Origin of the sequence: Arthrobacter sp. OAP107 (genome assembly GCF_040546765.1) — a bacterium.
Lineage (GTDB): Bacteria > Actinomycetota > Actinomycetes > Actinomycetales > Micrococcaceae > Arthrobacter.
This window is the reverse complement of record NZ_JBEPOK010000001.1, coordinates 599,621-612,506: the sequence shown is the minus strand read 5'-3', so window position 1 is coordinate 612,506 and position 12,886 is coordinate 599,621. Positions and strand designations below refer to the sequence as shown.

Genomic DNA, 12,886 nt, shown 5'->3' with positions numbered 1-12,886 from the left:
CGGCCAGTATCTGGACAAAATCTCCGTGTGTTATTCGTGGTTGATGGCTGCCGACGGCCTGCTCATCTCGAAGTCGGGCATCTCACCAGGGGTCGGGCCGCCGCGGAACTTGGGCGAAGCCTGCCCGCCCCCGCTGATCCGTTCCAGCTCCTGCTCCTGGAAGTCTTCCTCCACACCGAGCATGACGGCGGAATCGTGGTTGGTGATCTCGCCGCGGAACGCCCGGACCATGACGCTGCGGTCGAACTGGCCCTCCCACTTGGAGACCACGAAGGTTGCCACGCAGTTGCCCAGCAGGTTGACCACCACTCGCATGGAGTCCATGAGCCGGTCGGCCCCAAGGAGCAGGGCAACGCCTGCCACCGGGAAGATTCCGAGCGCGGCCGCCGTGGCGGACAGTGCCAGGAAGGACGAGCCGGGGACGCCGGCCATGCCCTTGGAGGTCAGCAGCAGGACGCCGAGCGCGGCAAGCTGCTGGCCGAGGTCCAGGTGGTGGCCGAAGGCCTGGGCGAGGAACAGCAGGGAGATGGAGAGGTAGATGGCCGCGCCGTCCAGGTTGAACGAGTAGCCGGTGGGAACCACCAGGCCGGTGGTGGCCCGGGAGCATCCAGCATTGGTCAGCTTGGTCATGATGCGCGGCATCACGGCTTCCGTGGACGCGGTGCCCAGGGCCAGCAGGAATTCCTCGCGGGTGTACTTGAGGAACTGCCATAGGGGAACCCGGGCGAAGCTCCAGGCCACGACGAACAGGAGTCCGATGAACACCACGGCGGCGCCATAGCAGGCGGAGATCAGCATGGCGTAGGTGCCCAGGGTGTCCAGCCCGTACTGGCCGATGATGAAGGCCATGGCACCGAAGGCGCCGATCGGTGCCACCTTCATGATCCAGGACATGATCTTGAAAATCAGTTCGAGGACCGTCTCCATAAGGCTGACCACCGGCTGGCAACGCTCGCGGCCGATGACGACGATGGCCGCGCCGAAGAACACGGAGAAGAAGAGGACCTGCAGCAGGCTGTTGTTGGCAAATGCGCCGATGACGCTGGTGGGGATGACATCCAGGATGAAGGCTGCTGCGTCCTTCGGGACGGCGTGGCCGGTCTTGGCGTCGACGGCCTCCTGGGACAGGGTGCTCGGATCGATGTTCAGGCCGGCTCCGGGCTGAACGATGTTGCCGACAATCAGGCCGAAGACCAGTGCGAAAAGTGTGGCCGCTGTGAAGTAGAGAAGAGCCTTGACTCCTACCCTTCCGACCGCCTTGACGTCGCCAACGGCTGAGATTCCCGTGACGATCACGAGGAAGATCAGCGGCGCGATGATCATTTTGATGAGCTGGATGAAGCCGTCACCGAGCGGCCTCAGTTGAGCGCCTAGGTCCGGCCAGAAATGCCCGATGAGGACACCTGCCACGACGGCGATCAGAATTTGGAAGAAGAGCGACCTGTACAGGGGCTTCTTCTTCGACGGCGCCGAACTCGCCTTCAGCGCCGAGGAATCTGGGATCTTCATTGATCTGTACCTATCAATTGGGAACAGCCCCGGATCGGGGTCTGCTTCCAACGTAACCCCGGTCACACTATTCCGCAAGAGGAAATCTAATTTTCACAATGCGGAACTAATACGGCGGTCATAATCGGGTTTTAGGCCACTTGTCCGGACTTTGGCGGCCTCCAGCCAGGACAGCTTCGGGCACGACGAAAGGCCGGCTACTGATTTCCCCGGAGGGAGGGCAGTCGGGGTACGGAGAGCGTGCCTTAGCCGCGGCCTATGAAGGGCATTCCCGCGGCCGTGATGACCACCGAGCCCACGCTGGCCGACGGCGGCATCCCGGCCATCATCAGTACAGCACGGGCCGCGTCCTCCACCGGGAACATGGGTTCCACCTTGCGGCTTCCGTCGGCCTGGAGCGCGCCCGAGCCGACTCCGATGGTGTCCATGATTTCCGTGGCGGTGTTGCCGATGTCGATCTGCCCGCAGGTGATGCCGAACTCCCGGCCGTCCAGCTCGATGCTCTTGGTCAGGCCCGTCATGGCGTGTTTGGTGACGGCGTAGGCCACGGTCCGCGGCCGGGGTGAGTGCGCGGAGATGGAGCCGTTGTTGATGATCCGTCCGCCCCGCGGCGACTGCGCCTTCATCGCACGGACCGCCGCCCCGGCGCACAGCATCGAACCGGTCAGGTTCACCGCGACGGTGGCCTCCCAGTCCGCCAGGCTGATTTCGTCCACCGACGCCGCCGGGCCAAACACGCCGGCGTTGTTGAACAGGACGTCCACCCGGCCCCAGCGCCGGAGGACGGCAGCGAAAAGGCGCTCAACGTCGTCGGGCACGGTGACGTCGCACGGCACCGCAAGCGCCTCCGGGTGCCCGTCCGCCGATTCCAGGAGCTGCTGCTCGCGGCGTCCCGCCAGGGCCACCCGGTACCCGTCCGCGAGCATTTGCCGGGCAACCGCCCGCCCGATGCCCGAGCCGGCGCCGGTCACGACGGCGACGCGGCCGGGAGTGGGTGGAACGGCCATGCTGTTTCTCCTGAAATTGATGGAAACCTAGGCGGTGGCCGGAAGGCTGTTCGCCGCCAGCGGCCAGCCTATGACGGTCTTGGGCCGCGGCGTGGCGTACGTCCGCACCTTGGACGTGGAGAGCTGCATCCGGACCAGGGACTCCGCGATGGTCACGGCGGACGCAACGCCGTCAACGACGGGGACTCCGGCGCGCTGCCGGATCTGTTCGTCCAAGCCCGCCATGCCGCCGCAGCCGAGCACGATCACCTCGGCCTTGTCCTCCCGGACAGCGAGCAGCGCCTGGCTGATGATGGCCTCGACCGCCAGTTCCGGCTCCTCCTCCAGTTCCAGCACGGCCATCCCGCTGGCCCGCACGGACGCGCAGCGGGCGTCGAGGCCGGCCAGCTTCAGCCGGTCCTCGATCAGCGGCACGGTCCGGTCCAGCGTGGTGACCACGGAATACTTGTGGCCCAGGAACATGGCCGTGCTGGCCGCCGCCTCGGTGATGTCGACGACGGGCACGTCCAGCAGCTCCTGCAGCCCCTCCCGTCCGTGCTCGCCGTAGCCGGCCTGGATGACGGCGTCGAACGGCTCGGGATAGTTGACCACCCGGTCCATCACGGCGATCGCGGCCAGGTAGCTCTCGAAGTTGCCTTCGCAGGAGTCGGCGCCGAAGCGCGGCGTGATCCCGACGATCTCGGTGCCGGGCGCGGCGATGCTGCGCGCCTGGGCGGCGATGGAGTCGGTCATGGACTGGGTGGTGTTGACGTTCGCAACGAGTATGCGCATGGTGTCCTCCTGGACTGGGTGGCCCAACTGACTCGCAGTTGTTGTCGTTTTGGAGGCTCAAAACGACGTTAAGTGCGAGTCAGTTGGGTGGGGGGCTCTTAGTGGGTGCTGGCGACGGCGATCGCTTCGCCGTCGGCGTCCTCAAAGCGCTGCCTGCGGTCGGCGATCACGTAGTAGCTCAGCGCACCGACGCCGGCGCCGAAGAACCAGGCAAAAGGAGCGGCCGGCTCGAAGACCGGAAGGAAGGCGACCAGGATGGCCAGGACGGCCGCAGGAACCAGTGCGATGATGGCCCGTGGGTTGACGCCCCGCTTGTAGAAGTAGGCGCCGGCCGGGTCCTCGCTGTACAGCTCGGGGACATTGACCTTTCCGCGGCGGAGCAGCCAGTAGTCGGCCATGACCACGCCAAACAGGGGACCGAGCAGTGCGCCGAGGCCGCCCAGGAAGTAGACGATGACGAGGGGGTTGTTGTAGAGGTTCCACGGCAGGATGACCAGGCCGATGGTGCCGCTCACCCAGGCTGCCCGGCGGAAGTTCAGCCGTTTGGGGAACAGGTTGGTGAGGGCATACACGGGGGCCACGAAGTTGGCCATGAGGTTGACGGCGATGGTCAGGATGAGGATCGCGAGGCAGGCCAGCACCAGGAACAGTGTGTTGGGGATGCTCTGGACGATGTCCGACGGCGTTTCGATAATGGTGCCGTTGATCTTGTACTGCCCGCCTGCCAGGACCACCACGATGGCGCCGAACAGGAGCATGTTGATCGGAATGCCCCAGAAGTTGCCGCGCACGATCGATTTCTTGGAGACGGCGGACCGGGTGAAGTCGCAGAAATTCAGGACGAACGTTCCGTAGATGGACACCCAGAGGGCACCGCCGGCGAAAATAGTCCGCCACATCTGCATCTGGTTCTCCGGTTTCTGGGATTTTCGCGGTGGTGAGCCTTCGATCGGACGATCATCGTCGCCGGATTATCGCTGTTATTCCACATCGCGAAATAAACTTGTTGAATAGTGAAAACTATCGTATGACCTGCATCACCTTCAGGTCAAGGTGCGGCGCCGGTGCGCAATGGTCATAAACCGCACCTTTGGCCAACGGCCCGCCGTCACTGCCAGGAATGAGCAGCAGCGTTTGACCGGGATCCCGTGCTGCCGATAATCTCGAATAGCAAGAATGTTTTCTCACAATACGAAAACATGAGCCCAACATTCAAAGATGAAACGAGGCTGCCGTGGCTGCAGGAGAAGATACCTCCCATATCCTCAGCGGGTTGACTAACCAGCTGCCTGATCGTGATCCGGAAGAGACCGCCGAGTGGGTTGAGTCCCTGGATGCGTTGATCAGGGAACAGGGCACGGAGCGTGCCCAATACATCATGCGCAGTCTCCTGCAGCGTGCCGGCGCGCAGAGCGTCGGGGTTCCGATGGTGACCACCACGGATTATGTGAACACGATCCCGGTGGACCAGGAAGCCCAGTTCCCGGGGAACGAGGAGTTCGAGCGCCGGTACCGGGCGTACATGCGCTGGAACGCCGCGGTGATGGTGCACCGGGCGCAGCGGCCCGAGATCGGGGTGGGCGGGCACATCTCCACCTACGCCGGCGCCGCGACCCTGTACGAGGTCGGCTTCAACCACTTCTTCCGCGGCAAGGACCACCCCGGCGGCGGGGACCAGGTGTTCTTCCAGGGCCACGCGTCCCCGGGCATGTACGCCCGGGCGTTCATGGAAGGACGGCTCAGCGAGGAGGACCTGGACGGGTTCCGGCAGGAAAAGTCCAAGGAAGGCCACGCCCTGTCCTCCTACCCGCACCCGCGGCTGATGCCGAACTTCTGGGAATTCCCGACCGTGTCCATGGGCATCGGCCCGATGAACGCGATCTACCAGGCCCAGTCCAACCGCTACCTGCACAACCGGGGCCTGAAAGACACCTCGGACCAGCAGGTCTGGGCGTTCCTGGGCGACGGCGAAATGGACGAGCCCGAATCCCGCGGCCTGCTCCAGCTCGCCGCGAACGAGAACCTGGACAACCTGAACTTCGTGATCAACTGCAACCTCCAGCGCCTGGACGGGCCGGTGCGCGGCAACGGCAAGATCATGCAGGAACTCGAGGCGTTCTTCCGCGGCGCGGGCTGGAACGTGATCAAGGTCGTCTGGGGCCGGGAATGGGATGACCTGCTCACCCGCGACACCGACGGGTCGCTGGTAAAGATCATGAACGAAACCCCCGACGGGGACTACCAGACCTACAAGGCCGAATCCGGCGGGTTCGTCCGCGAACACTTCTTCGGCAAAACCCCGCAGACCAAGGACCTCGTCGCGGACCTGACCGATGACGAGATCTGGAACCTCAAGCGCGGCGGGCACGACTACCGCAAGGTCTACGCCGCCTACAAGGCCGCGACCGAATTCAAGGGCAAACCCACCGTGATCCTGGCCAAAACGGTCAAGGGCTACGGCCTGGGCCCGCACTTCGAAGGCCGCAACGCCACCCACCAGATGAAAAAACTCACCCTGGATGACCTCAAGGAATTCAGGGATTACCTCCGAATTCCCATCTCAGACGCCCAGCTCGAAGAGGATCCCTACCGGCCGCCGTACTTCCACCCCGGTCACGACGCACCCGAGATCGCCTACCTCCTGGAACGGCGCCGGCAATTGGGCGGGTCCGTCCCCGAACGCCGTTCCGGCCACGGTGCGGTGGAACTGCCGGACGCCAAAACGTTCGAGGTCGCCAAGCGCGGTTCGGGCAAGCAGCAGGCCGCCACCACCATGGCCTTCGTCCGCCTGCTCAAAGACCTCCTCCGCGACAAGAAGTTCGGGCACAGGATTGTCCCCATCGTGCCGGACGAATCGCGGACCTTCGGCATGGACGCGTTCTTCCCGACCGCCAAGATTTATAACCCGGGCGGCCAGAACTACCTGTCGGTGGACCGGGACCTGGTCCTGGCCTACAAGGAATCCGCGCAGGGCCAGCTGATCCACCCCGGCATCAACGAAGCCGGCGCCGTGGCAGCCTTCACCGCCGCCGGCACCGCCTACGCCACCCACGGCGTGCCCCTGGTCCCGGTCTACGTCTTCTACTCCATGTTCGGCTTCCAGCGCACCGGCGACGCCTTCTGGGCCGCCGCCGACCAGATGACCCGCGGCTTCATCATCGGCGCCACCGCAGGACGGACCACCCTCACCGGCGAAGGCCTCCAGCACGCCGACGGACACTCCCCCCTGCTGGCCTCCACCAACCCCGCCGTGGTCACCTACGACCCCGCCTACGGCTACGAAATGGGCCACATCGTCCGCGACGGCCTCGAACGCATGTACGGGCCAGCCTCCGACGGAGATAATGCAGACCGTAACCTGATGTACTACCTCACGGTCTACAACGAGCCCATCGTCCAGCCCGCCGAACCGGAGAACCTCGACGTCGAAGGCGTCATCAAAGGCATCTACAAGCTCGCCGACTCCAGCACCGAAGGCCCCAAGAGCCAGATCCTCGCCTCCGGCGTCTCCGTCCCCTGGGCCCTCGAAGCCCAGCGGATCCTCGCCGAAGACTGGGGCGTCTCCGCCGACGTCTGGTCCGTCACCTCCTGGAACGAACTGCGCCGCGACGGCCTCGCCGCCGAAGAGGAAGCCTTCCTCAACCCCAGCAAGGACGCCCGCCAGCCCTTCGTCACCAAACAGCTCGAAGGCGCCCAGGGCCCCGTCGTCGCCGTCTCGGACTACATGAAAGCCGTCCCGGACCAGATCCGGCAATTCATCCCGAACGAATTCGCCACCCTCGGCGCCGACGGCTTCGGCTTCTCCGACACCCGCGCCGCCGCCCGCCGCTTCTTCAAAAACGACATTCACTCCATCGTCGTCAAAACCCTCCAGCTGCTGGCGGCGAGGGGCGAAGTGCAGGAGGGCGCGCCGTCGTACGCCATGGACCGCTACAAGCTCCTGGACGTGACGGCAGGAACAACAGGAGGGGCCGGCGGCGACTCCTGAGCCCGTCCACCCGGCAGAGATGCTGGAGCACAAAAAACGACGGCGGCCCGCACCTCTCGGTGGGGGCCGCCGTCGTGCTTCTTTGGGCTACGTCAGGGATGCCTGCGGTCGACGACGAAGCCTGTTGCTGCGCTCTCCCGGACTGCCGTGATTCCTGCGGTGACGGCTTTGATGTTTGAGAAGCTGGGCGATACTGCGACCACGGTTCCGTCGTCAGCCGTCAGCCTGAACCGGTACTGCCCTGCGCCTGCCGTCTCAATTACGAATGTGCCTGCCATAGATGCTCCTTCCGCCAGCTGCACCCTTGCAGCTGCCATTACGACCCCCAATTGCCAACACGACATATCCGACGTTAGCCGCCATTCATTGGACGAACCACCCCTACTACCGGGTAGTCTTTGCACCCCTAAGCTGGTGAACATGGCTTCCTCCCTTCCTTCCACCACGGGTGTGCTGCTGGCGGCGGGGGCCGGGACCCGCCTGGGCCGGGGACCGAAGGCCCTGCTTCCGTTCCGGGGACGCACCCTCGTGGAGGTCCTGGCGGACATACTGCTCGACGGCGGCTGCCGCGAGGTTGTGGTGGTGCTGGGCGCCGGTGCCGCGGATGTCCGCGCCCGGGCTGACCTGGCCCGGCACACCGTGGTGGAGAACCCGGGGTGGGCCGGCGGAATGGGCAGTTCCTTCCAGTCAGGGCTGGACCGCGCGCGCCGGGAAGACCACGTGCTGGTGGCGCTCGTGGACCAGCCCGGGCTGAGCGCCGAAACCGTCGCCCGGCTGCTGCGTGCACACCGGCCGGGCCGGGTGACTGCCGCCGCGTACGCCGATGCTTCGGGGAAGCTCCGGCGTGGCCACCCGCTGCTGTTCGACGCCACGCTGCGCGCGGAAGCTGCGGCGTCGGCGGGCGGCGACGCCGGTGCCCGGCGTTTCCTCCAGGCCCACCCGGACCTGATCGACCTGGTGGACTGCACTCTGCCGCCCGGTTCAGGCCAGTCCGGCGGCGAAGACCTCGACACCCCGGACCAGCTGCACCTGCTGGGCTAGTTCGGCGCGCGGCCGGCAGTTACTGGACCATCCCCGCCGCGAGCAGCTCCTGCAGTCCCTGCTTGAAGCGGGCCCTCCCGCCGTGGGCCGGATGCCTGATTTTCGGCACGTCCAGGCCGCTGCGGCGAAGGCTCTGGTGCGCCACGTTCCCCACGGCGAGCACGGTTTCGATGGGAAAAATGCCGATCAGGACCTGCCAGAACGGCGTACCCAGGGTTGCTTCCGCCGGGGTTGGAGTGCGGTTGGACAGCGGCTGACCCGGCACGTGCGTATGCCACGGGCAGGCGCTCCAGAGCAAAGGCAGGAAGTCGAGCTCTGCCAGCACCTCCCACATCACCGTGGCCGTGGGTTCGGCGGCGACGCCGGCAGCCTCCGGCGGCAGCACGTACCCATTGCCGGAACCGAACAGCCCGAAGTGGTTGGCCGGACCCTCGAACATGGTCCGGTTGGTGAAGGGAACGCCGGTGATCCGCATGCCGCGGAAGCCGGGCGCCTCCCCCACCAGCAGCACCTTCGGGGCCCGGTCCAGCATGTCGCTTAGGTAGGCCGCCAGGTTCTGCCGGCGCAGGGCGTTGGCGGGAACCGAGTGGTCGAAGAAGTTGTTGCAGCCGGGACCGGTTTTGGCGGCGGCAAGCCGGGCAATGAAGTCCTCGATCGACGATGAGGTCATGCTCTACCAGCGGGGGTGGATCGCCTCGCGGAAGTAGTGGTCGTAGATCCAGCGGACGCCCTCGTGGAACTCCGGACTTAGCACTGTGGCGGCAGCGGCGGCGTTGGCCCTTGCCTGCTCCACGGAGCGGGCACCGGGGATGACCGAGGTGACGCCGTCCTGCGCGGCGACCCACGCGATGGCAGCCTGCGCGGTGCCCGAACCCTCCGGCACCAGCTGCTCGAACTCGGCCACCGCCTTGAGCCCCAGCTCGAAGTCCACCCCGGAGAAAGTTTCGCCGACGTCGAAGGCGTCGCCGCCGCGGTTGTAATTGCGGTGGTCGTCCGCCGCGAAGACGGTTTCCTTCGTGTACTTGCCGGACAGCAGCCCGGAGGCGAGCGGCACCCGGGCGATGATGCCCACCCCGGCGGCCTTCGCGGCGGGCAGCACCTCGTCCAGCGGCTTGAGCCGGAAGGCGTTCAGGATGATCTGCACAGAGGCCGTCCCCTCGTGGCGCATCGCCTCGAGGGCTTCATCGGTCCGCTCAACGCTGACGCCGTAGTTCCTGATGGCACCCTCGGCGACGAGGGTATCCAGCGCGTCGTACACCTCCGCCCGGCTGTACACGGCGGTGGGCGGGCAGTGCAGCTGGACCAGGTCCAGGGCGTTGGTCCGAAGGTTCCGGCGGGACCGGTCCACCCATTCGCGGAAGTTGGCGAGGTTGTAGTTTTCCGGGCGCTGTTCCAGCCTGCGGCCCATCTTCGTGGCCACCGTGATACCCGTGCCGGGGTTGTCGGCGAGGAATGCTCCGATGGCCTGCTCGCTGCGGCCGTCCCCGTATACGTCCGCGGTGTCGAAGAAGGTCACGCCGGCCTCCGCCGAGGCCGCGAGGATGGCCTGCGCCTGGGCCGGGTCAACGTTGCCCCAGTCCGCGCCGAGCTGCCAGGTTCCCAGCCCAACGGCTGAAACGTTCCGTCCGGTCTTGCCTAAGATGCGCTGTTCCATCCCCCGACTATATGTTGCCAACCCCACGCGGGGTCACTTCGCGCCCTCCGAGGCGCTTTATTGGGCGCAAAGTGACTCCGCGTTGCCTGGACCTGCGGGAACACTGCCCGGAACGAGCCCCGCCTGCTTCAGCCCCAGGTAGATCTTGTCCCGGGCGATCGGCAGCTCCGCGAACCGCACCCCGGTGGCATTCCGGATGGCGTTGGCCAGTGCGGGGGCCACGGGGTTGAAGGGGCTCTCGCTCATCGACTTGGCCCCGAGCGGACCCAGGGAATCGTTGGTGTCGGCGAAGTACACCTCGCTGCGCGGCACGTCCGCGAAGGAGGGGATGTGGTACTGCCGGAGGATGTCTGTGGTGACCCGGCCGGCGTCGTCCACCCGGACCTCCTCGTAGAGGGCGGCACCCAGGGCCTGGGCAATCCCGCCCTCGATCTGCCCCCGGCACTGGCGCGGATTAACCACGACGCCGGCGTCGGCCGCCTGCACGCTCTGCAGGATCCGCAGCTCCCCGGTTCCGGTGTTGACGGCCACGCGGAAACCGTGGACGTTGAAGGCCACCGAGCGGGGCGTTCCGCCCCAGCGCCCCTCGGCCTCGAGTTCGACGCCGGCCTGCCGGGCGGCGTCGAACAGTTCAGTAAGCGGCACCCTGGTTCCCTCACAGACGACGGCATCGCCGTCGAGCACGCATCCGGATGACTGGATCTGCCGGACGCCGGCGGCGAACGCCCGGATCCGGACGGCCAGTTCCTCGGCGGCGGCCAGCGTCGCCTTGCCGGCCACCACAGTGCCGGCCGAGCCGAAGGCGCCGGTGTCGTGTTCGATCAGGTCCGTATCCGACTGCCGGACGGCGACCCGCGTGGCCACGGTGGACAACGCCGTCGCCGCCAGCTGCGCGTGCACCGTGGTGGTGCCGTTGCCGAATTCTGCGGTTCCGACGTCGGCGGCGTACGTTCCGTCGGCCAGGAGCCGGAGCCTGGAATGGGCGAAGTGGCCCCGCGGCGGCACGGTGTCGATCATGGACAGCGCCGTGCCCTCCCCTGTGACCCAGTCCGGCCCCACGTCGTCGAGGCCGGCGGACCGGTAGCGTTCGCGGCCACGGTCCAGTGCGTCCTGCACCAGGCGCGTGCACTGGTCCAGCCCGTAGCTGCCGTAGTGGACGTCCTCCTCCGGATCGGGGTGGGTGGAGAGCATGTCGTCGCCCTCGCGGACCATGTTGCGGCGGCGGAATTCCAGGGGGTCCATGCCGACGCCGGCCGCCAGTTCGTCGATGGCAGATTCGATGGCGAAGATCATCTGGCTGAGGCCGTAGCCGCGGAAGGCGCCGGACGGCACGGTGTTGGTGTAGGCGGCGAGCGCGTCCACCTTCTTGTTGGCGCACTTGTAAACGGCAAGGGATTCGCCGCAGCCGTGGAACATGACGCCCGGGGCGTGGTTGCCATAGGCGCCCGTATTGGTGAGGACGTCGAGCTGCAGGGCCGTGAGCCGGCCGTCCTTGCTGGCGCCGGCCTTGAGCTTGATGGTGAACGGGTGCCGCGTGGTGCTGGCGGTGAACTGCTCGGTCCGGGTGAATTCCAGCTGGACGGGCCGCCGCAGTTTCATCGCCGCGAGCGCAGCAATGTCCTCCGTCAGGACCTCTTGCTTTCCGCCGAAGCCGCCGCCCACCCGGCCGGCCACCACGTGCACCTGGTCCTCCGGCAGCCCGAACACACGGCAGAGCGTGCGGCGCACCAGGAACGGCACCTGGCTGGACGTGCGAACCTGCAGCCGGCCGTCGTCGTCCACCGAGGCGATGGAGGCGTGGGTTTCCAGGGCCACGTGCTGGACCCGCTGGGTGCGGTAGGTCTGCTCGTGGACGAAGTCGGCGGCCGCGAAGCCGTCGCTGACGCTGCCGAGTTCGGAGTGCAGCTCGGCCACGATGTTCCGCTCAGGCCGGGCGATCCGCGCCGTGCCTGCCTCCTTTTCCCCGTGCAGGGCGGGCGCGCCGGGCATGATGGCGTCCTGCGGGGTGAACACCGCGGGCAGTTCCTGGTACTCAACCCGCACCGCGCGGACGCCCGCTTCCGCAGCCCCCACCGATTCGGCGACGACGGCGGCCACCCGCTGCCCGCGGAACCTCACCACAGTGTCCAGGAGCCGGGTGTCGTCGGGGTCATCGGTGTAGAGCTCGTGCTGGGCGCTGGAGTACAGCTGGTCCGGGGCGTCCCCGGCGGTGAGGACGGCCACCACTCCCGGCACCTCCATCGCCGCCGTGATGTCGATGGACAGGACCCGGGCGTGGGCATGCGGCGAGCGCACGAGCTTCATGTGCAGCAGGCCGGGCAGGGCTTCAGGGGGGACGTCCAGCGTGTAGCGGGCCTGCCCCGTGACCACCGCGCGGCTGGCGGGCGCGGGAACGTCGTCACCCAGCCGGCCGGGCTCCGGGGCGGGCTGGTTCTCGCCGGCGACCCCCGAGCCGGGGCCTTCCGGGGCCGGGTGGCGCCCGTGGGCGCAGACGGCGTCCGCGATGGCCCGGTATCCGGTGCAGCGGCACAGGTTGCCCTTGAGGTTGCGCGGCAGGTTTTCCTTCTGCGCGTCGTCGAACGTGGCCGCCGTCATCACCATGCCGGCGGTGCAGAAGCCGCACTGGAAGCCCTGGCGGTCCAGGAACTGCTGCTGCACCGGGTGCAGGTCCGTCCCCTCGCTCGTTGCGGCGAGTCCCTCGATCGTGGTGACCGCACGGCCCTCCGCCCGGACGGCCGGATAGATGCAGCTGTGCACCGGGGTGCCGTCCACGTGCACGGTGCAGGCACCGCAGTCGCCGCCGTCGCAGCCCTTCTTCACACCGAAGTTGCCCTGCTCGCGGAGGAACGTGCGCAGGCACTGGCCGGGCCGCGGCTGCGCCTGTACCGGCGCGCCGTTGATTTCCATGGCCATTGC

General features: G+C 67.0%; 9 protein-coding genes and 1 pseudogene. 2 read left to right on the top strand and 8 right to left on the bottom strand.

Translation table 11 applies throughout. The features are described from left to right. Window positions 1–30: 30 nt before the first annotated feature. The 4 genes and pseudogenes from dctA to ABIE00_RS02785 all read right to left on the bottom strand — a co-directional run. Window positions 31–1,509 carry a C4-dicarboxylate transporter DctA gene (gene dctA / locus ABIE00_RS02800; RefSeq protein ID WP_354256451.1) on the bottom strand — a complete coding sequence of 493 codons (1,479 nt, stop codon included), beginning with the start codon at window positions 1,507–1,509 and terminating at the stop codon, window positions 31–33. 245 nt (window positions 1,510–1,754) lie between these two features. After that, window positions 1,755–2,516: an SDR family oxidoreductase gene (locus tag ABIE00_RS02795; protein ID WP_354256448.1), complete on the bottom strand. Its 762-nt coding sequence runs from the start codon at window positions 2,514–2,516 to the stop codon at window positions 1,755–1,757. A gap of 27 nt (window positions 2,517–2,543) precedes the next feature. Further along, window positions 2,544–3,287: an aspartate/glutamate racemase family protein gene (locus tag ABIE00_RS02790; RefSeq protein ID WP_354256445.1), complete on the bottom strand. Its 744-nt coding sequence runs from the start codon at window positions 3,285–3,287 to the stop codon at window positions 2,544–2,546. 98 nt (window positions 3,288–3,385) lie between these two features. Next, window positions 3,386–4,189 (bottom strand): annotated as a pseudogene (locus ABIE00_RS02785) (cytosine permease); the annotation flags it as partial. Between the two features lie 332 nt (window positions 4,190–4,521). Here ABIE00_RS02785 and aceE point away from each other — a divergent pair. Then, window positions 4,522–7,275, top strand: a complete 2,754-nt coding sequence (aceE, locus tag ABIE00_RS02780) for a pyruvate dehydrogenase (acetyl-transferring), homodimeric type (protein ID WP_354256442.1) — start codon at window positions 4,522–4,524, stop codon at window positions 7,273–7,275. Window positions 7,276–7,367: 92 nt separating this feature from the next. On the opposite strand, the gene ABIE00_RS02775 is transcribed toward aceE, so the two are convergent. Then, window positions 7,368–7,553 carry a YegP family protein gene (locus ABIE00_RS02775; RefSeq protein WP_331575326.1) on the bottom strand — a complete coding sequence of 62 codons (186 nt, stop codon included), beginning with the start codon at window positions 7,551–7,553 and terminating at the stop codon, window positions 7,368–7,370. Window positions 7,554–7,695: 142 nt separating this feature from the next. Between ABIE00_RS02775 and nboR the strand changes: the two genes are divergently transcribed. Next, the gene (nboR, locus tag ABIE00_RS02770) at window positions 7,696–8,316 is read left to right on the top strand and encodes a nicotine blue oxidoreductase (protein ID WP_354256439.1); all 621 of its coding nucleotides are present in this window, start codon (window positions 7,696–7,698) and stop codon (window positions 8,314–8,316) included. A 19-nt stretch (window positions 8,317–8,335) separates the two neighbouring features. Here the strand turns inward: nboR and ABIE00_RS02765 are convergent, their stop codons facing one another. The 3 genes from ABIE00_RS02765 to ABIE00_RS02755 are packed head-to-tail and all read right to left on the bottom strand — an operon-like array spanning window position 8,336 to window position 12,883. Next, window positions 8,336–8,986 (bottom strand): uracil-DNA glycosylase, encoded by a 651-nt coding sequence (locus ABIE00_RS02765; protein WP_354256436.1) that lies wholly within the window; start codon window positions 8,984–8,986, stop codon window positions 8,336–8,338. 3 nt (window positions 8,987–8,989) lie between these two features. After that, on the bottom strand, window positions 8,990–9,970 hold the full coding sequence (locus ABIE00_RS02760; protein ID WP_354256433.1) for an aldo/keto reductase: 981 nt from the start codon (window positions 9,968–9,970) through the stop codon (window positions 8,990–8,992). 57 nt (window positions 9,971–10,027) lie between these two features. Further along, complete coding sequence (locus tag ABIE00_RS02755; protein WP_354256431.1) at window positions 10,028–12,883, bottom strand: molybdopterin-dependent oxidoreductase; 2,856 nt, start codon at window positions 12,881–12,883, stop codon at window positions 10,028–10,030. Window positions 12,884–12,886 lie beyond the last annotated feature (3 nt).

Bases quoted from the DNA above. Each gene is read 5' to 3' on its own strand.
- ABIE00_RS02760 (WP_354256433.1), bottom strand. From the start codon at position 9,970: ATGGAACAGCGCATCTTAGGCAAGACCGGACGGAACGTTTCAGCCGTT.
- ABIE00_RS02795 (WP_354256448.1), bottom strand. From the start codon at position 2,516: ATGGCCGTTCCACCCACTCCCGGCCGCGTCGCCGTCGTGACCGGCGCC.
- ABIE00_RS02765 (WP_354256436.1), bottom strand. From the start codon at position 8,986: ATGACCTCATCGTCGATCGAGGACTTCATTGCCCGGCTTGCCGCCGCC.
- nboR (WP_354256439.1), top strand. From the start codon at position 7,696: ATGGCTTCCTCCCTTCCTTCCACCACGGGTGTGCTGCTGGCGGCGGGG.
- ABIE00_RS02790 (WP_354256445.1), bottom strand. From the start codon at position 3,287: ATGCGCATACTCGTTGCGAACGTCAACACCACCCAGTCCATGACCGAC.
- ABIE00_RS02755 (WP_354256431.1), bottom strand. From the start codon at position 12,883: ATGGCCATGGAAATCAACGGCGCGCCGGTACAGGCGCAGCCGCGGCCC.
- ABIE00_RS02775 (WP_331575326.1), bottom strand. From the start codon at position 7,553: ATGGCAGGCACATTCGTAATTGAGACGGCAGGCGCAGGGCAGTACCGG.
- dctA (WP_354256451.1), bottom strand. From the start codon at position 1,509: ATGAAGATCCCAGATTCCTCGGCGCTGAAGGCGAGTTCGGCGCCGTCG.